The 18,008-nt window shown below is 74.5% G+C and carries 13 protein-coding genes; 3 read left to right on the forward strand and 10 right to left on the reverse strand.

Annotated features, from left to right (window positions below):
- Positions 1–197: 197 nt before the first annotated feature.
- From pcrA to ACZ6EJ_RS24685, 4 genes are all read right to left on the reverse strand, one after another.
- Positions 198–2,633 carry a DNA helicase PcrA gene (gene pcrA / locus ACZ6EJ_RS24670; RefSeq protein ID WP_469270071.1) on the reverse strand — a complete coding sequence of 812 codons (2,436 nt, stop codon included), beginning with the start codon at positions 2,631–2,633 and terminating at the stop codon, positions 198–200.
- A 71-nt stretch (positions 2,634–2,704) separates the two neighbouring features.
- Positions 2,705–3,058 (reverse strand): hypothetical protein, encoded by a 354-nt coding sequence (locus ACZ6EJ_RS24675; RefSeq protein WP_469270073.1) that lies wholly within the window; start codon positions 3,056–3,058, stop codon positions 2,705–2,707.
- Between the two features lie 98 nt (positions 3,059–3,156).
- Complete coding sequence (locus tag ACZ6EJ_RS24680) at positions 3,157–3,852, reverse strand: LuxR C-terminal-related transcriptional regulator (protein WP_469270075.1); 696 nt, start codon at positions 3,850–3,852, stop codon at positions 3,157–3,159.
- The gene (locus tag ACZ6EJ_RS24685; protein ID WP_469270077.1) at positions 3,849–5,135 is read right to left on the reverse strand and encodes a PspC domain-containing protein; all 1,287 of its coding nucleotides are present in this window, start codon (positions 5,133–5,135) and stop codon (positions 3,849–3,851) included. Before ACZ6EJ_RS24685 ends, ACZ6EJ_RS24680 begins: the two co-directional genes overlap by 4 nt.
- A 166-nt stretch (positions 5,136–5,301) precedes the next feature.
- On the opposite strand from ACZ6EJ_RS24685, the gene ACZ6EJ_RS24690 reads away from it, so the two are divergent.
- Together ACZ6EJ_RS24690 and ACZ6EJ_RS24695 are read left to right on the forward strand one after the other, a co-directional pair.
- On the forward strand, positions 5,302–6,636 hold the full coding sequence (locus ACZ6EJ_RS24690) for a PspC domain-containing protein (RefSeq protein ID WP_469270079.1): 1,335 nt from the start codon (positions 5,302–5,304) through the stop codon (positions 6,634–6,636).
- Positions 6,623–6,880 (forward strand): hypothetical protein, encoded by a 258-nt coding sequence (locus ACZ6EJ_RS24695; RefSeq protein WP_469270081.1) that lies wholly within the window; start codon positions 6,623–6,625, stop codon positions 6,878–6,880. The genes ACZ6EJ_RS24690 and ACZ6EJ_RS24695 overlap by 14 nt, the downstream gene beginning before the upstream one ends.
- Before the next feature lie 358 nt (positions 6,881–7,238).
- Here the strand turns inward: ACZ6EJ_RS24695 and ACZ6EJ_RS24700 are convergent, their stop codons facing one another.
- The 3 genes from ACZ6EJ_RS24700 to guaA form a co-directional block, all read right to left on the reverse strand.
- A complete protein-coding gene (locus ACZ6EJ_RS24700; RefSeq protein ID WP_469270082.1) occupies positions 7,239–8,507 on the reverse strand; it encodes a hypothetical protein in 1,269 nt (422 codons plus the stop codon).
- A 200-nt stretch (positions 8,508–8,707) separates the two neighbouring features.
- The gene (locus tag ACZ6EJ_RS24705; protein WP_469270084.1) at positions 8,708–9,469 is read right to left on the reverse strand and encodes an SAM-dependent methyltransferase; all 762 of its coding nucleotides are present in this window, start codon (positions 9,467–9,469) and stop codon (positions 8,708–8,710) included.
- 182 nt (positions 9,470–9,651) lie between these two features.
- Positions 9,652–11,238: a glutamine-hydrolyzing GMP synthase gene (gene guaA / locus ACZ6EJ_RS24710; protein WP_469270086.1), complete on the reverse strand. Its 1,587-nt coding sequence runs from the start codon at positions 11,236–11,238 to the stop codon at positions 9,652–9,654.
- A 356-nt stretch (positions 11,239–11,594) separates the two neighbouring features.
- Here guaA and ACZ6EJ_RS24715 point away from each other — a divergent pair, with 356 nt between their 5' ends.
- Positions 11,595–11,894 carry a chorismate mutase gene (locus ACZ6EJ_RS24715; RefSeq protein WP_469270088.1) on the forward strand — a complete coding sequence of 100 codons (300 nt, stop codon included), beginning with the start codon at positions 11,595–11,597 and terminating at the stop codon, positions 11,892–11,894.
- 373 nt (positions 11,895–12,267) lie between these two features.
- Here ACZ6EJ_RS24715 and ACZ6EJ_RS24720 read toward each other — a convergent pair whose 3' ends face one another.
- The 3 genes from ACZ6EJ_RS24720 to ACZ6EJ_RS24730 all read right to left on the reverse strand — a co-directional run bounded on the left by ACZ6EJ_RS24720 (position 12,268) and on the right by ACZ6EJ_RS24730 (position 17,891).
- Positions 12,268–14,148, reverse strand: a complete 1,881-nt coding sequence (locus ACZ6EJ_RS24720; protein WP_469270089.1) for a GMC oxidoreductase — start codon at positions 14,146–14,148, stop codon at positions 12,268–12,270.
- A gap of 64 nt (positions 14,149–14,212) precedes the next feature.
- On the reverse strand, positions 14,213–15,829 hold the full coding sequence (locus ACZ6EJ_RS24725) for a succinic semialdehyde dehydrogenase (RefSeq protein ID WP_469270091.1): 1,617 nt from the start codon (positions 15,827–15,829) through the stop codon (positions 14,213–14,215).
- Positions 15,830–16,088: 259 nt separating this feature from the next.
- Positions 16,089–17,891: a serine/threonine-protein kinase gene (locus ACZ6EJ_RS24730; RefSeq protein WP_469270093.1), complete on the reverse strand. Its 1,803-nt coding sequence runs from the start codon at positions 17,889–17,891 to the stop codon at positions 16,089–16,091.
- Between the last annotated feature and the right edge of the window lie 117 nt (positions 17,892–18,008).

The raw sequence follows: 18,008 nt of genomic DNA on the forward strand, positions 1-18,008 counted from the left end.
TTCGTTTGGGGTTCGGACCAGCGGGTGGGGGGGAGGGAGCCCCGGTGGGGTGTGTCGGAAGCCAGGGCGGGGACGGGGGGGGGGGGGAGGGGGGGAGGGGGGGGGGGGGGGGGGGGCCGCCCCCCCCCCCCCCGCCCCTCGTACGCCGTCTCCCGTACGGCGTCCGCGTACACTCCCCGGCTACGGCTGCTCGCCGGTCACAGCTTCTCGACCGGGGCGTACCGCAGGAGCAGCTTCTTCGGGCGCTCGTCGCCGAAGTCGACCGTCACCTTGGCCTGGTCGCCGAAGCCCTCGACCGCCGTCACCGTGCCGAGCCCGAACTGGTCGTGGGTGACGCGGTCCCCCACCACCAGGGTGACGACCGGCTTCTCCGCGCCGCGCCGGGTCGCGAAGCCCGAGGGGCCGGAGCGTGCGCGGGAGGAGGACAGCGACGAGGCGATGCCGGAGGTCGGCCCGGCCGGGGCGGCCATCGGCCCCTTCCGCTTCCACTCGACGTGCTGGTCCGGGATCTCCTCCAGGAACCGCGAGGGCGGGTTGTACGCGGGCTGGCCCCAGGCGCTGCGCATCGCGGCCCGCGTCAGGTAGAGGCGCTCGCGGGCGCGGGTGATGCCGACGTAGGCGAGCCGGCGCTCCTCCTCCAGCTCCTTGGTCTGGCCGAGGGCCCGCTGGTGCGGGAAGACGCCGTCCTCCATGCCGGTGAGGAAGACGACCGGGAACTCCAGGCCCTTGGCCGTGTGCAGCGTCATCAGCGTGATGACGCCGGAGCCGTCCTCGTCCTCGTCGGGGATCTGGTCGGAGTCCGCGACCAGCGCGACCTTCTCCAGGAACTCCGCGAGCGTGCCCGCGCCCTCCTCGTCGCCCCGCTCCTGCTCGAACTCGAGGGCGACGGCCGCCAGCTCCTGGAGGTTCTCGACGCGGGTCTCGTCCTGAGGGTCGGTCGAGGACTGGAGCTCGGCCAGGTAGCCCGTGCGCTCCAGGACGGCCTCCAGCACGACGGCGGGCCCGGCGCCGGACTCGACGATCGTGCGCAACTCCTCCATCAGCGTGTTGAACCGCTTGACGGCGTTGGCCGAGCGGGCGGCCATGCCGTACGCCTCGTCGACGCGGCGCAGCGCCTGCGGGAAGGAGATCTTCTCGCGCAGCGACAGGGCGTCGATCATGGCTTCGGCGCGGTCGCCGATGCCGCGCTTGGGGACGTTGAGGATGCGGCGCAGCGGGACGGTGTCCTCGGGGTTGGCCAGTACCCGCAGGTAGGCCAGGACGTCCCGGACCTCCTTGCGCTCGTAGAAGCGCACGCCGCCGACGACCTTGTAGGGCAGGCCGACGCGGATGAGGATCTCCTCGAAGACACGGGACTGGGCGTTGGTCCGGTAGAAGACGGCGACGTCGCCCGCCTTCGCGTCGCCCGCGTCGGTGAGCCGGTCGATCTCGTCGGCGACGAACTGGGCCTCGTCGTGCTCGGTGTCCGCGACGTACCCGGTGATCCGGGCGCCGGTGCCGGCGTTCGTCCAGAGGTTCTTGGGGCGGCGGCTCTCGTTGCGCTCGATGACCGCGTTGGCGGCGGAGAGGATGGTCTGCGTGGAGCGGTAGTTCTGCTCCAGCAGGATCGTCTTCGCGTTCCCGTAGTCCTCCTCGAACTGGAGGATGTTGCGGATCGTCGCGCCCCGGAAGGCGTAGATCGACTGGTCCGCGTCGCCCACCACGCACAGCTCGGCGGGGGCGTCGGCCTCTCCGGCCGGGCCGACCAGCTCCCGTACCAGCGTGTACTGGGCGTGGTTGGTGTCCTGGTACTCGTCGACCAGGACGTGCCGGAAGCGGCGGCGGTAGTGCTCGGCGACGTCCGGGAAGGCCTGGAGCAGGTGGACCGTCGTCATGATGATGTCGTCGAAGTCCAGGGCGTTGGCCTCGCGCAGGCGGGCCTGGTAGAGCGCGTACGCCTGGGCGAGGGTCTTCTCGAACCCGTCGGCGGCCTGCCCGGCGAAGGTCTCCTCGTCGATCAGCTCGTTCTTGAGGTTGGAGACCTTGGCGGTGAACGACTTCGGCGGGAAGCGCTTGGGGTCCAGGTCGAGGTCGCGGCAGACCAGGGCCATCAGGCGCTTGGAGTCGGCGGCGTCGTAGATCGAGAACGACGAGGTGAAGCCGAGCTTCTTCGACTCGCGGCGCAGGATGCGCACGCACGCGCTGTGGAAGGTCATGACCCACATGGCGTGGGCGCGCGGGCCGACGAGCTGTTCGACGCGCTCCTTCATCTCGCCGGCGGCCTTGTTGGTGAAGGTGATGGCGAGGATCTGCCCCGGATGCACGCCCCGCTCGGCCAGCAGGTGGGCGATGCGGTGGGTCAGCACCCGCGTCTTGCCGGAGCCGGCCCCGGCGACGATGAGCAGGGGGGACCCGGCGTGCACCACGGCGGCGCGCTGCTCGGTGTTCAAACCGTCGAGCAGCGCCGCGGCGTCGATCACGGGGCGCGGGTGGCCGTCGCGGTAGTACGCGTCGCGCGGGGGCGCGTCGAAGACGCCCTCGAACAGCCCCTCCGGCACCGCTTCGGGGGCGTGGTCCTCCTCGGGGGGCGGAGGGGGGCCGTCCGCCGCGTGCTGGAGGCCGGTCAGGAAACTGTCGTCAAAGAGGCTGCTCATCGCCATCCGAGTCTAGGTGGTCCCCGGCCGATCTTGACCGGCCGCCGGCGCCGGGCAGGGGTCCGGAGCCCTCAGCCCCAGAGCGTGGCGATGAAGACGTTGGCGACGGTCAGCCCGCCGACCGCGGCGAACGCGCCCTTGTCGACCTTCTCGTCGTCCCGCTTGACGTAGACCAGGGCGAGGATGGCCACCAGAAGCAGCAGCTTCACGCCGATCTTGACGTTGTTCACGGCCTGGTCGTCGGCCTGGTTGAGGCCGACGAGGACCATCCCGGTCACGAGCATGGTCAGCGCGCCGTGCAGCATGGCCGGGACGAAGCGGGCGGTGCCCGCGCCCATGGCCTTCATCTGGGTCAGGAAGCCGCCCAGCAGGGAGGCGATGCCGATGATGTGCAGGGCGAGGAAGACCTTGATGAGTACGTCCATGGCTCGGGAGCCTAGCCAGCGCCGGTCCCCCGCCGGTCAGTGAGGCTGCCCTTCCTTCCCCGCCCCCGCCGTGTGCGCGGGCGGGCCGCCGCCGGGTGTCAGACCAGCCGCCGCGCGGTCGCCCAGCGGGTCAGCTCGTGCCGGTTGGAGAGCTGGAGCTTGCGCAGGACCGCCGAGACGTGCGACTCGACCGTCTTCACGGAGATGAACAACTGCTTGGCGATCTCCTTGTACGCGTAGCCGCGTGCGATCAGCCGCAGCACCTCGCGCTCCCGCTGGGTCAGGCGGTCCAGGTCCTCGTCGACCGGCGGGGCGTCCGTGGAGGCGAAGGCGTCCAGGACGAAGCCGGCCAGGCGGGGCGAGAAGACCGCGTCGCCCTCCTGGACCCGGAAGACCGAGTCCACCAGGTCCGCGCCGGTGATCGTCTTGGTGACGTAGCCCCGCGCACCGCCCCGGATGACGCCGATGACGTCCTCGGCGGCGTCCGAGACGGACAGCGCGAGGAAGCGGACCGGGTTGTCGGCCCCGCCCATCAGGGGGGCGCAGCGGCGCAGCACCTCGACGCCGCCGCCGCCGGGGAGGTGGACGTCGAGCAGGACGACCTCGGGGCGGGTCGCCGTGATGACGGTGACGGCCTGGTCGACGTCGGCGGCCTCGCCGACCACCTCGACGCCGGTCTCCTCGGTGCGGCCGATCTCGGCCCGGACCCCGGTGCGGAACATCCGGTGGTCGTCGACGAGCACGACCCGTACCCGCCGCTCCGGGCCTCCGGTGGCTTCGGTGTTCTCGGTCATTCGCCCGCCCTCTCCATCTCCAGCTCGACCTCGGTGCCCCCGCCGGGCGCCGAACGCAGCCGTGCCGTACCGCCGTTGCGCTGCATCCGGCCGATGATCGATTCTCGTACGCCCATCCGGTCCGCCGGAACCTCGTCCAGGTCGAATCCCGGACCCCGGTCCCGTACGGAGACGAAGACCGCGGCGCCCTCGACCTCGGCGAAGACCTGGACGGCGCCGCCCTCGCCACCGTACTTGGCGGCGTTGACCATCGCCTCGCGCGCGGCCTGCATCTGCGCGCCCAGCCGCTCGTCGAGGGGGCAGTCGCCGACGACGACGACCTCCAGCGGCACGCCGTGCTGGTCCTCGACCTCGGCGGCGGCGCGCTTGACCGCTTCGGCCAGCGTCTCCGGGCCGTCGTCCTCGTCCTTGCCGGTGCCCTCGGGGTTGTACAGCCAGTTGCGCAGCTCGCGTTCCTGGGCGCGGGCGAGGCGTCTGACCTCGCCGCCGTCGTCCGCGTTGCGCTGGATCAGGGTGAGCGTGTGCAGGACGGAGTCGTGGACGTGGGCGGCGACCTCGGCGCGTTCCTGGGCGCGGATGCGCATCAGCCGCTCCTCGGAGAGGTCCTGGGTCATCCGCACCAGGTAGGGCCCGGCGAGCAGGAAGATGCCGGTCAGCACGGCGATGGCGGCGGTGAGCACGTTGCCGAGCTGGGCGGCCGAACCGCGTACGACGATGAAGACCGCGAGGCCGAGGCCGACGAGGGCCACTCCGGCGAGGCCGCGCGCCAGGTGCAGCAGCCTGCGGTGGCGGCCGATCTCCATCCACCGGGCCCTGCGGGCGTTGTCGGCCTGCCGCCAGACCAGGACGGAGCCGGCGCCGATCAGGAGCGTGGGCCAGATGTAGCGGTCGGCCTCGCTGCCCATGTCGACGTGGGCGACGAACGCGACGGCCCCGACGATCAGCGCGACGAGGGCGAAGATCTGGCCGCTGTCCGGCTTGCGGAGCCGGCGGCGGCCGTCCGGCGCGGTCTCGAACACCGAGCGCGGGGACTCGACGCCGCCGACGCCGAGCGGGACGACGATCCAGAACACCGCGTACAGCAGCGCGCCGAGGCCGTCGGTGACGAACAGCCCGAGGAACAGCAGCCGCACCCAGACGACGGGCAGCCCGAGGTGGCCGGCGAGCCCGCGCGCCACGCCGCCGAGCATCCGGCCGTCGGCGCTGCGGTAGAGCTTGCGCGGCGGCGGCTCCTCCGCGTCGGCGGCGAGGGAGCCGGCGGCTCGGGCGGGGGCGGGTGTCATGACCCGATCGTCACACGCACGGACGCGGGGCGGCATCAGGGGCGGCCCCCAGACGACCCTGATGTCCGGCTCCGGGGCGCGCGCCCGCCCGCGACCGGGCAATATCAGGGACCGTCCAGGGTCGGTGCGGGTCCCGGCGGGCCGTCCGGGCCGCCACCATGGAGGGATGACCGCTCCCTCGGACGCCGGACCCGGCGTCTCCCCTCCCGACGCGCCGAAGCCGCCGCTGCGGCGCACCCCGCGGCAGAAGGCCGTCGCGGGGGTCTGCGGCGGCCTCGGCCGGTACTGCGACGTGGACCCGGTGATCTTCCGCATCGTGCTCGGCGTCCTGTCGGTCACCGGGGGCGTCGGCCTGATCTTCTACGGCTTCGCCTGGCTGCTGCTGCCCGCCGACGGCGAGGAGGAGAACGAGGCCCGCAAGCTGCTGTCGGGGCGGGTGGACGGGGCGTCGCTGGTGGCGCTGCTGCTGGCGCTGATCGGCTGCGGGCTGTTCCTGTCGATGCTGCACAACCGGGGGGTGCAGGCCTTCGCCGCGCTGCTGACGCTGTCCGTCGTCGGCTTCTCCGTGTGGACGCAGGCGCGCCGGTCTGCCCCGCAGGGCCCGGCGGCTCCCCCCGGCGCACCGGCCGCCGCGACCGGGCCCGCGCACAGCGGCGGGCTCGGCACGCCCCCGCCGGAGGTGCAGGCGCCCCCGGCGCCGGGCGGCCCGTCGTGGTGGCGGGACACGATCGTCAAGGACGGGACCACCGGGCCGGTGGGCCCCGGCTACCTGTGGGGTCCGCCGGAGACGGAGTTGGGCCCGGTGCTCGCCGGGCGGCCCGGCCCGGACGACCCGTTCCGGGCGCCGCCGCCCGCGTCCGGTCCGCGCGGGCCCCGTCCGATCGGCGGCGCGGTCCTCCTCGCCGCGCTGGTGGCGGGCGGCCTGGGCACCGGGCTGAGCTGGGACCACCAGCCGCTCGGGACGGCCCTCCAGATCGGTCTGGCCGCCGCCCTCGCGGTGTTCGGCCTGGGGCTGCTGGTCGCCTCGGTGCTGGGCCGGACCGGGTTCGGCACGGTGCTGACGGCGATGGTCACGGCGGGCCTGCTGGCGGGCGCGGCGACGCTGCCGAAGGACGTCGGCACCGCCTGGGTCGGCCAGGAGTGGCGTCCGGCGTCGGTCTCCGCCGTCCAGCCGCGTTACCGGATCAGCACCGGTGACGCCCTGCTGGACCTCTCCGGCCTGGAGGTCCCGGCGGGCGGGACGGTGCGGACCGGCCTCCATGTGAAGGTGGGCCGGGCTGCCGTCGTCGTCCCGAACGGCGTGACGGTGAAGGTGCGCGCCGAGGCGGGCTTCGGGGAGATCCGGTTGGAGGAGGGGCAGCGGGTCCAGGTGCGGATCAACGGCGACGAGTCGAAGCGGCGCACCCTGCCGCCGCCGAAGGGCGCGAAGCCCTCGGGGACGATCGAACTGACCCTGGAAGTGGGCGTCGGAGAGGTGGAGGTCAGCCGTGCGGCGTCATGAGTTCAAGCCGGGCCGGGCGGTGGCGGGGCTGGTGATGCTGGCCCTGGCCGGCGGATACGCGGCGGACGCCGCCGGGGCGTGGGAGGCGGGGCGGGCGTTCTTCGTCCCGCTGTTCTTCGGTGGACTGGGGCTGGCCGCCGCGGTGACGTGGGGCGCGTACCTGGTCCGGCGGCGCGCGGCGAGGAGGGCGGCGGAGGACACGGCGACCTCGTCGGACGCCGGCGGCGGAGGGGCCCTCGGGTAGGGCGGCCGGCCGGTCGCCCAGGTCGCGGGAAGCCGCCCGCAGGGGCGCTGGGGGGCGTTCCCCCAACCCGCGGGAGGCCGCCCCGCCCGCCGGGGGCCACCTGGGGAGGCCGGTCACCTGCACCCCCGCCCGAGCCCCCGACCCGCCGGGGCCCCTCGCCCACCGGAGCACCGCGGAGGGCCGCTCGCCAGCCCGCAGGAGGCCACCCCACCCGCCGGGGGCCACCTGGGGAGGCCGATCACCTGCGGCCCAGCCCCACCGAGGTCCCCCTGCCCGCCGGGGCCACCAGCAAGGCCGGGCCCCCGCCCCGCCGGGCACCGCTCCCACCAGGGCCCCGCCCGAGCCCCCCGCGTCCCCGTCAGTCCGTGACGTCGATCGTGCAGGGGGCGGTCTCCACGCCGGCCGCCGTGACGACCTGGACCTCCACCCGGCCCGGCTCGACCTCGACCGGGACCGGCACGGTCAGGACGGTGTCGGTCGGGTTGGCGAAGCCCCCGGTGACCGGGACGAGGGGCACGTGGACGTGGACCGTGCCGATCCGCACGACGAGCCGGGCCAGCCGGTCCGGGCTGCCCGCGCCGGGCGGTACGAAGCCCGCGCCCCGGATCTCGATGTCGTCGCCCGTCCGGATCGGGGCGTCCAGGTCACCGGCCTCGCGGGCCCGGACCACCGACAGCACGACGGGCCGCCCGCCCTCCGCGTACTTCCCGGCGAAATAGGTGGCCGCCGAGACCGCCACCAGCAGCGCGAGCCCCCACGGCAGATCGGGCAGTTGCTCGGGGCGGCGCGCCAGACGGACCGCGGCGAACAGCACGGCGACGCCGCTGACCAGCACGTACTGCACATCGGTGAAGGAGCCGCGGCCGGAGTCGTCGGTGAGCAGGTCGGCGGCGCGCGGCCGGACGGCGCGCAGCTTCTGGAGCCGCCGGGCCAGCACCCGTACGGTCACCACGCGGCGGACGACGACGGCGACCGCGCACACCAGCGCCAGCACGCACAGCACCCCGGCGGACCGTGCGAGGTCCAGGCCCTCGATGAGCGCGTCCCGCGCGGCGGGGTCGGAGGCCCCGGCAAGTTGGAGGGCGAGGACGAGGACGGCGAAGACGGCCAGCAGCACCCAGGCGGCGGCGACCGTCCGGGAGGTGGAGAGCCGGTTGTCCTCGCCGATCAGCGGGGCGAGGAGGCCGCCGCGGGCGCGGTGGAAGCGGGCGGCCGCGGTGAGCAGGGCAGCGGTCAGGAGGGCGGCCAGCAGACCCGCGGTGCGGGCGGTGGTCCATCCGGTCCCGACCGCGGTGAGGCTCGCGCCGACGAGCAGCGCCGTGACCGCGCCCCAGACGGCGAACAGGGTGGCCCGCCAGACCTGCTGCGGCCAGACGTCCCCGGCCTCCTCGGCCCGGTCGGCGACCGCGCGGGCGGACCCGGTCAGCTCGTCGGAGACCCACTGCCTGGACGCGGAGGCGGACTGGGCGACCGCGGCGGGCAGCCCGCGCCCCGCCGCCAGTTCGTCCCGTCTGGCCAGGAAGGCGGCGACCGCGCGCCGGTGCCCCTCGCGCGCTCCGTGCGGGCAGTCGCCGCAGGTACAGCCCCCGCCGTGCGTGCCGCTCGTCCTCGCCTCGTCCAACGCCACGGAGGATTACGCCCTTTCCTGACCCGGTACAGCCAACTCTCCTGCGATACCAGCGAATTGTGCCGTACCGGGCGGTCGGACCGCGCATCGGGGCGGGCCGGGGGCACACGTCGTCGACATGTTCGACCCATCGTGGCGCAGACGTGTTCGACCGTACGCGCGTGAGGAGGCTCCCCGCGCGTACGGGCCGCCGTGCCGGGTCAGGCGCTGAGGACCAGGTAGGCCAGGCCGAGCGTGCCCCGGTAGCCGCCGTAGTAGCCGGTGCGGCGGGCGTCGACGGCGGCGCGCACCCCGTCGTGCAGCGGGTGTCCGGGGTGGGCCAGGGTCCAGCGCTCGCCCCGGCCGATGTTGGCGTCCGACTCGAAGAGGTCCCATTCGCGCTGGTCCGCCGCGGTCACCTGGAGCGGGCGCAGCCCGGCGGCCTCGGCGTGCCGGATCAGCCCGAGCAGGGTGGGGAGGTCCCCCGGCTCGGCGTCCAGCCCCTCCAGAGCGGCCGCCGAGGGCTCCTTCTCCCAGAACCCGTCGCCGAACAGCACCCGGCCGCCGGGCCGCACGGCCGCCCGCAGCGCCGCGAGGGCCTCCGGGGCGCCGCCGGGCCAGGCGTGCGCCGCGCCGATGGAGACGGCCAGGTCGAGGTCGCCGCCGCCGGTCCACTCGGCGGCGGGGACCTCGTCGAACCGGACGCGCTCGGCGAGCCCCCGCCGTGCCGCGAGGCGGCGGCCGCGCTCGACGGCCTCCGGATCGGTCTCCACCCCGACGCCGGTGGCGCCGGGCCCCGCCGCCTCGACGAGCCGCGTCAGCAGTTCGCCCCAGCCGCTGCCGAGGTCCGCGATCCGCGCCCCGTCGGCGGGGGCGCAGGCGGCGACCAGCCGGGCGGCGTGGTCGTCGGAGAGCGGGGTGTTCCAGGTCAGGCGGTCGTTGCGGGCTGCGGACATGAGGGCGCGGATCTCGTCGGTCGACATGGGCGCGGAGCCTGGCACGCGGCCTCGGGCCCCGCCACCGGATTTCGGCCCGCCCGCGCGGGAACGCGGCTACGCCGACGCCGTCCGCGTCCAGGCGGAGACTTCGGCCCGCGCGCGGGAACGCGCCGGCGCCGCCGCCCTCGGGGAAGGGCGGCGGCGCCGACGGTCGGGTCCCGGTGGGACTACTCCCACTCGATGGTCCCCGGCGGCTTGCTCGTCACGTCGAGGACGACCCGGTTGACGTCGGCGACCTCGTTGGTGATGCGGGTGGAGATCTTCGCCAGCGTCTCGTACGGCAGCCGCGACCAGTCCGCCGTCATGGCGTCCTCGGAGGAGACCGGGCGCAGCACGATCGGGTGGCCGTAGGTGCGGCCGTCGCCCTGGACGCCGACCGAGCGGACGTCCGCGAGGAGGACCACCGGGCACTGCCAGATGTCGCGGTCCAGACCGGCCGCGGTCAGCTCCTCGCGGGCGATGGCGTCGGCCTCGCGCAGCAGGTCCAGGCGCTCCTTGGTGACCTCTCCGACGATGCGGATGCCGAGGCCGGGGCCGGGGAACGGCTGGCGCTGGACGATCTCCTCGGGCAGGCCCAGCTCCTGGCCGACCATCCGGACCTCGTCCTTGAACAACTGGCGCAGCGGCTCGACGAGCTGGAACTCGATGTCGTCGGGGAGGCCGCCGACGTTGTGGTGGGACTTGATGTTGGCGGTGCCGGTGCCGCCGCCGGACTCGACGACGTCCGGGTAGAGCGTGCCCTGGACGAGGAAGGCGACCTCGGGGCCCTCCTCCTGGAGGATCTCCATCTGGGCCTGCTCGAAGACGCGGATGAACTCGCGGCCGATGATCTTCCGCTTCTGCTCCGGGTCGGAGACCCCGGCCAGGGCGTCGAGGAAGCGCTTCTCCGCGTCGACCACCTTCAGCTTCGCGCCGGTCGCGGCGACGAAGTCCTTCTCGACCTGCTCGGTCTCGCCCTTGCGCATCAGCCCGTGGTCGACGTACACGCAGGTCAACTGGGAGCCGATGGCCTTCTGGACGAGGGCGGCGGCGACCGCGGAGTCCACGCCGCCGGAGAGGCCGCAGATGGCGCGCTTGGAGCCGACCTGCTCGCGGATGAGGGCGACCTGCTCCTCGACCACGTTGGTGGTGGTCCAGTTCGGCTCGATGCCCGCGCCCCGGTAGAGGAAGTGCTCCAGGACCTGCTGGCCGTGGGTGGAGTGCATGACCTCGGGGTGGTACTGGACGCCGTAGAGCTTCTTCTCGTCGTTCTCGAAGGCGGCGACCGGGACCACGTCCGTGGAGGCGGTGACGGTGAAGCCCTCGGGGGCGGCCGAGCAGGCGTCGCCGTGCGACATCCACACCGGCTGCTCGGCGGGCGTGCCCTCGAAGAGCGTGGAGCCGGCCTTGGTGACGTGCAGCGGGGTGCGGCCGTACTCACGGGCCCCGTTGTCGTCGACCGTGCCGCCGAGGGCGGTGGCCATGAGCTGGAAGCCGTAGCACATGCCGAAGACGGGCACCCCGGCCTCGAAGAGCGAGCGGTCCAGGGAGGGCGCGCCCTCCGCGTACACCGACGAGGGGCCGCCGGAGAGGATGATCGCGCGCGGGTTCCTGGCCAGCATCTCGGCCACCGGCATGGTGGACGGGACGATCTCGCTGTAGACCCGCGCCTCGCGGACGCGGCGGGCGATGAGCTGGGCGTACTGCGCGCCGAAGTCGACGACGAGGACCACGTCGGCCGTGGCGTCGGGGGCGGCGGGGGGTGCTGCGGGCACGGGAGCGGCCTTCCGGCGGTGGTGAAGGGGGTCGGTCCTGCCAATTCTACCGGCCGTGCGCCGGCGCTCCCCGCGCCCGGAGTCCGGCCCTCCGGGCGCGGGGAGCGGGGAGGGGCTGTCCACGGCGCGGGCGCCGCGTTGGTCCGGGGGCGGGTCCGGGGCCATACTGTCCCCCATGCGTCAGCACACGATCTCCGTCTTTACCTATGGCATCCGGCCCGCCGGCTGCCATGGTCGTGCTGCTTGAGCTACTGACGAGCAACGTTCCAGGCGCTCCGGGCCACTGGCCCCGGGGCGTCTTCGCGTTTCCGGGCCGGTGGCTCCGGGGGGCCGCCACCTCACCGGGAGTCACCGCTGTGAACACCCCCACACCCCTCACCCCGACCGAGTGCACCGGCGCGCGCACCGACGAGGCCGCCGCCCTGATCGGCGGCGCGCGCGAGCGCGTCGACGCCCTGGACGAGCGGATCATCGGCCTCGTACGGGAGCGGATGGCGCTCTCGGCGGCGATCCAGGAGGCCCGGATCGCCTCGGGCGGCCGCCGGGTCAGCCTCTCCCGCGAGACGGCCGTGCTCGGCCGCTACCGGGACGCGCTCGGCGGGCCGGGCACCCCGCTGGCGATGACGCTCCTGGAGCTGTGCCGCGGCCGGGTGTGAGGGGGTGCGCGAACGTCCGGACACGCCTGTATCCGCGTTCGGTACCTCTCACCCGTACGGCGCGTGACCGGGGCGGCGGCCCCTTCGTTGGTCCCGGTGTCCGTGCCAACCAGGGGCGGCGCCGGCAGGAAACCACGCGTGGCTCCGCCGGGACGTGTGGCGTGCCGCAGGCACGTCGTGGGACCGCGTCCCGGCGTATGTGAGCGGTCCGCAGGGGACAGCGGTCCGATCACCCCATATGCGGCCGGTTCCGGGGACGCCCGGAGCCGGCCGCATCGGTGCGTCCCGTGCGGCGGGCCGTCCCCCTCCGCCGACCGTCCGAGCGCCGCCGCACACGGCGGCGCTCACCGCGTACGGGCCGTGCCCCGTGCGGTCACGGCTGGGACACCGGGGTGTCCCCGACCCCCTCCACGCCCTTCCCGGCCTCCGCCGTGCCCTTCGGCGGCACCACCGGGACGCCCAGGAACGGCAGCCTCAGCGCGCCGAACGCCTCCTTCGGCACGGCGGGCGCGAGCGGCTCCACCGGGGCGAGGCGCTCGTAGGCCGCGCCCTGCTCGGGGCGGGGGTCGGCCTCGCCCTTGTTGGGCCAGAAGGACATCGCGCGCTCGGCCTGGGCGGTGATGGTCAGCGAGGGGTTGACGCCCAGGTTGGCGGAGACGGCCGAGCCGTCGACGACGCTGATGCCCGGATGCCCGTACAGCCGGTGGTAGGGGTCGATGACGCCCTCCTCGGGGCTCGCGCCGATCGGGCAGCCGCCGAGGAAGTGCGCGGTGAGCGGGGTGCCCATCAGCTCGCCGATGTTGGAGCCGGGGAAGCCGTTGATCTCCTCGGCGAGCAGGGTGGCGCCGCGGGTCGCCTCGCGTATCTGGGTCGGGTTGGGCGCGCCGTGGCCCTGGCGGGCGGTGAGCAGGCCCTTGCCGATGCCGCCGGGCTTGCGGTAGGTGGTCAGGGAGTTGTCCAGCGACTGCATGACGAGCCCGATGATGGTGTGCTCGGACCAGCGGTGGTTGGAGAGCGAACGGGCCGCGAGGACGGGGTGCTTGGCCATGTTGGCGAGCCAGCCGAGCACCCGGTGGCGGCCGTAGGGGACCTGGAGGATCGAGAGGGCGCCCATGGCGTTGGAGCCCTTGCCGTAGCGGACGGGCTCGATGTGGGTGTTGTCGTCCGGGTGGATGGAGGAGGTGATGGCGACGCCGCGGGAGAAGTCGGCGCGGGCGGCGCCGTACTTCTTGCGGTAGCGGCGGTCGCTGGTCTGGGAGCCCACCAGGGCCTCGGAGTTGGTGCGGGTCAGCTCTCCGAGGCGGGCGGAGAGGCGGGGCAGCAGCCCGCGGTCCCTCATGCCGTGCAGCAGGGTCTGGGTGCCGTACGTGCCGGCCGCGACGACGACCTTGCGGGCGCGCAGCCGGGTGGGCTTCGCCGTGCGGCGGTGGTCGGTGGGGACGGTGAGGACCCGGTAGCCGCCGGCGGGGTCGTCGGTGACGGCGACGACGGAGGTCATGGGATGGATGACCGCTCCGGCCCGCTCGGCGAGGTGGAGGTAGTTCTCGTTGAGGGTGTTCTTCGCGCCGTGGCGGCAGCCGGTCATGCACTCGCCGCACTCGACGCAGGCTTTGCGCGCGGGCCCGGCGCCGCCGAAGTACGGGTCCGGGACGGTCTGGCCGGGCTTGGCCCCGGCGGCGCCGTCGGCGTCCTGGCCGTCGCCGAAGAAGACGCCGACCGGGGCGAGGTGGAAGGTGTCGCCGACGCCCATCGCCCGCGCGGTGGCCTGGAGGTGGATGTCGGAGGGGGTCATGGTCGGGTTGAGCCGGACCCCGAGCATCCGGCGGGCCTGGTCGTAGTACGGCTTCAGCTCGTCCTGCCAGTCGGTGATCGAGGCCCACTGGCGGTCCTGGAAGAACGGGGCGGGCGGCACGTACAGCGTGTTGGCGTAGTTGAGCGACCCGCCGCCGACCCCGGCCCCGGCGAGCACCATGACCTTGCCGAGGAGGTGGACGCGCTGGATGCCGAAGAGGCCGAGGGCGGGGGCCCACAGGTAGTTCTTCAGGTCCCAGGAGTTCTTCGGGAGGGTGGCGCGGGTGAAGCGGCGGCCCGCCTCCAGGACGCCGACCCGGTAGCCCTTCTCGGACAGCCGGAGCGCCGAGACCGCTCCCCCGAAGCCGGAGCCGACCACGAGGACGTCGTAGTCGTACGCGGCGTCGTCCTCGGCCGGCACATGGCTCACGGCCCGGTCGCGGGCAGGGGTGTCCTGGGGCATGGCTCTCCTCGGTACGAAGGGCGGACGGTACGGCGGTGGCGGCGGGCCCGCTCCGGGCCCCGGCTCAGCGCAGCCGGAGCGCCTTCATCGCCGCGAGACTGCGGGTCATGAGCGCGGCGTACTTCTCGTCGTCCATCCCGAACGCGGGCGCGAGCGGGATCAGCCGCTGTTCGGCGACGGTCTGGGCCTCCGTGTACTTGAGGATGCCCTCGGAGCCGTGCCGCCGGCCGAGCCCGGAGTCCTTCATGCCGCCCATCGGGGACTGGACGCTGCCGTAGGCGGGGGCGTACCCCTCGTTGATGTTGACGGTGCCGGTCCGCAGCCGGGCGGCGACGCGGTGGCCGCGCCGGGAGTCGGTGGTCCAGACGCTGGAGTTGAGGCCGTACGGGGTGGCGTTGGCCTCCGCGATCACCTCGTCCTCGTCGCTGAAGCGGTAGATCGAGACGACCGGTCCGAAGGTCTCCTCGGTGCAGACGGCCATCGGGGCCTCGACGCCGTCGAGGATGGTGGGCTCGTAGAAGAGGGGGCCGATGTCGGGGCGGTGGACGCCGCCGGCGACGATCCGGGCGCCCTTCTCGACGGCTTCGGCGACGTGCCGGGTGACCGTCTCCAGTTGGCGTTCGCCGACGAGGCAGCCCATGTCGGCCCCGTACGCGAGGGCGGTGCCGAGCCGCATGGCGCGGGTGCGGGTGGCGAACCGCTCGACGAACGCGTCGGCGATCGACTCGTGGACGTACAGCCGTTCGATGGAGATGCAGAGCTGTCCGGCGGAGGAGAAGCAGGCGCGCACGGCTCCGGCCGCGGCCTTCTCCACGTCGGCGTCGGCCAGGACGAGCATGGCGTTCTTGCCGCCCAGCTCCAGGGAGACGCCGACGAGGCGGGCGGCCGCGCCCACGGCGACCTCACGGCCGGTACGGGTGGAGCCGGTGAAGGAGACGTAGTCGGCGCGGGCGACCACCTCGGGGCCGACGACGGGGCCCTCCCCCAGCACGACCTGGAAGACCTCGGCGGGCAGTCCGGCCTCGACGAGCAGGTCGCGGGCCCACAGCGCGGTGAGCGCGGTCTCCGTGTCGGGCTTCATCACGACGGCGTTGCCGGAGACGAACGCGGGCAGCGCGTCGCCCACCGACAGCTCCAGCGGATAGTTCCAGGGCGCTATCTGGCCGACGACGCCGCGCGGGTGGCGCGCCTCGGTGACCTTGGTGAGGGTCGGGACGACGCCGGTGTGCCGCCGGGACCTGAGGTACGAGGGGGCCCTGCGCCCGTAGTGGCGGGCGGCGACGGCGACGGCCTGCACCTCCTCGTGGGCGTGCAGCCGGGCCTTGCCGGTCTCCAGTTGGATCAGGTCGAGCACCTCGGACTGGCGGTCCAGCAGGAGGTCGTGGAAGCGCAGCAGGACGGCGGCCCGCTGCCGTACGGGGACGGCGGCCCAGAGCGACTGGGCGGCGCGGGCCCGCTCGAAGGCGGTGGCGACGTCCTCGGGGGCGGACTCCGGCAGGTCGGCCAGCTTCTCGCCGGTGAAGGGCGTGTGGTTGGCCGTGCGCCCCGATCCGACGACGCCGCGGGTCAACCGGGCGACCACTTCGGGGGTGACCACGTCGGCGGCTGTGCGCACACCGGCGGGGGCGACCGCCACGGGGTTCGTGCCGACAGGGGCGTCAGGGGCGTGGGAGTCCGTCATGAGGGCGAGAGTATGTCCAGCCGCGAGCTTTGGGTACCCGTCGGTAACAGTTTTTCACGAGACCCGCCGCCCCTCGGCGACGGCCGCCGCGATCGAGCCAGTGATCGCTGGCGACATAACCGCTGATCAGTGGCTATCCGGTGGACCGCCCACCGGCGGTCCACCGCGCGCCTGCCCGCCTCGTGAATGCTCCAGCCTCTCGGCGCTCGTGCGCCGGACGTGGGGCCGGACAGGGTCCCGGCGGTGTGCGCGGGCCGGCTCAGTCCTGCTCGCCGGGCGCGCGCCAACTGCGCAGCATGATCGCGAAGCGCTCGCGGCTGGCCTCCCAGTCCTCGTCGGGGGCCGTCAGATACAGGGCGTACTCGGGGCCGCCCGGCTCCCCGTAGTAGAGCTGGTCGATCCCGTGCCGGGGACCGGCGTGCTCCTTGGTCTCGTTCCAGGTGAACTCCCAGAGGGCGCCCGGCCGGTCGCGGAAGGTGTTCTCCTCCAGGGCGATCCGCCGGTAGTCGGGCAGCCGCTGGGCCAACTGCCGCTCCATGCTCAGCATGTGGAGGTAGGGGCGGTCGAAGTCCGGGGCCGGGTCGACGCTGATCCGTATCCGGTGGGCCCCGCCGTCCGGCGTGTAGTCGATCTGCCCGTTCTGCTCCTGGCGCACCCAGCCGTGCGGCACGACCAGGCTGAAGCCCGCCGGGTCCTCGACCCGGCGCCAGCCCTCGGGCACCTCCGACGCGGCCCGCGCGGAATCGCTCGGGGCCGGGCCGTTCGGGTCCGGAGCGGCCGGGTCCGCGTCGGCCGGGTCCGCGGCCGGGTCCGCGTCGGCCGGGTCCGCGTCGGCCGGACCCTCACCGGCCGGGGGCGCGGTGGCCGGGGGCGCGGTGGGGGCGGGGCGCGCGTCCGCCCGGTCCTCCGCCCCGCCGGGTGCGCCCGCGCCGCCCCCGTACGCCATCACGCCCCACCCGGCCGCGCCGCCGAGGACCGCGGCGGCGGCGGCCACGACGAGGGCCGTGCGCCACCGGGAGCGGCGCCGGGGCGCCGGGGCGGGGGCGGGGGCGGGGTGCGCGACGGGGGCGTCCGGGGGCGCGGCGGAGGCGGTCGCGGGCGCGGCGGAGGCGGTCGCGGGCAGCCGGGCCGTGGACCCGTCCGCGCCCGCGGTCTCGGGGCCCAGGAGGTGGCGGGCGCTCTCGGGGAGACGCTGGGTGGGCACGTGCGCCTGGGCGGCGCGGGGCTCGCGGCCGTCCATGGCGTCCAGCAGCATCTGCTCGGTCGCGGCGGCCGTGGGCCGGTCGGCGGGGTCCTTGCGGAGCAGCGCGGTGATGACGGCTCCGAGCGCCCCCGCGTTGACCGGCGCGGCCGGCTCGTCGGTCACGACGGCCTGCATGGTGGAGATCGGGGAGGTGCGGCGGAACGGGGAGCGCCCCTCCACCGCCGTGTACAGCGTCGCGCCGAGCGACCAGAGGTCCGAGGCCGGCCCCGGATCGCCGCCGCGCACCCGCTCCGGGGCCAGGTAGTCGATGGAGCCGACCAGTTCGCCGGTACGGGTGATGGTGGAGTCGCCCTCGATGGCGGCGATCCCGAAGTCCGTCAGGAGCACCTGGCCGTCGCGCGCCAGCAGGACGTTGCCGGGTTTGACGTCCCGGTGCAGCACCCCGGCCGCGTGGGCGGCGCGCAGCGCGCTCAGCACGTGCAGCCCGATCCGGGCCGCCTCGCGCGGGGCGACCTCGCCGCTCTGCTTGGCCGCGTCGGCGAGCGAGGGCCCGTCGACGTACTGCATGACGATCCAGGGCCGGTTGTCGTACTCGATCACGTCGTGCACGGTGACGACGCCGGGGTGCGTGATGCGGGCCGCGGCGCGCGCCTCCTTCTGCGTACGCGCGTGCAGGACGAGGCGGTCGGCCTCGGCCACGTACAGCCCCGCGGTCAACTCCTTGACGGCGACCGTGCGGTGCAGCACCTCGTCGTGGGCGCGCCAGACCTTGCCCATGCCGCCGCGGCCCAGCACCTCCCCCAGGCGGTAACGCCCCGCCAGCAGCAGTCCCTCGGCCGTGTTCTGTGATCGATCCACGTGATGTCCCCGCCCCGTCGCTCGACTGCCAGATTACGGAGCGGGGGTGCGGGGGCCCAAAGGGGGATCGCCCATGAGACCGCACTGTGATCCATCCCCGACGACCCGCAACGGAGC

The sequence above is a fragment of the Streptomyces sp. NPDC041970 genome, from assembly GCF_055588985.1.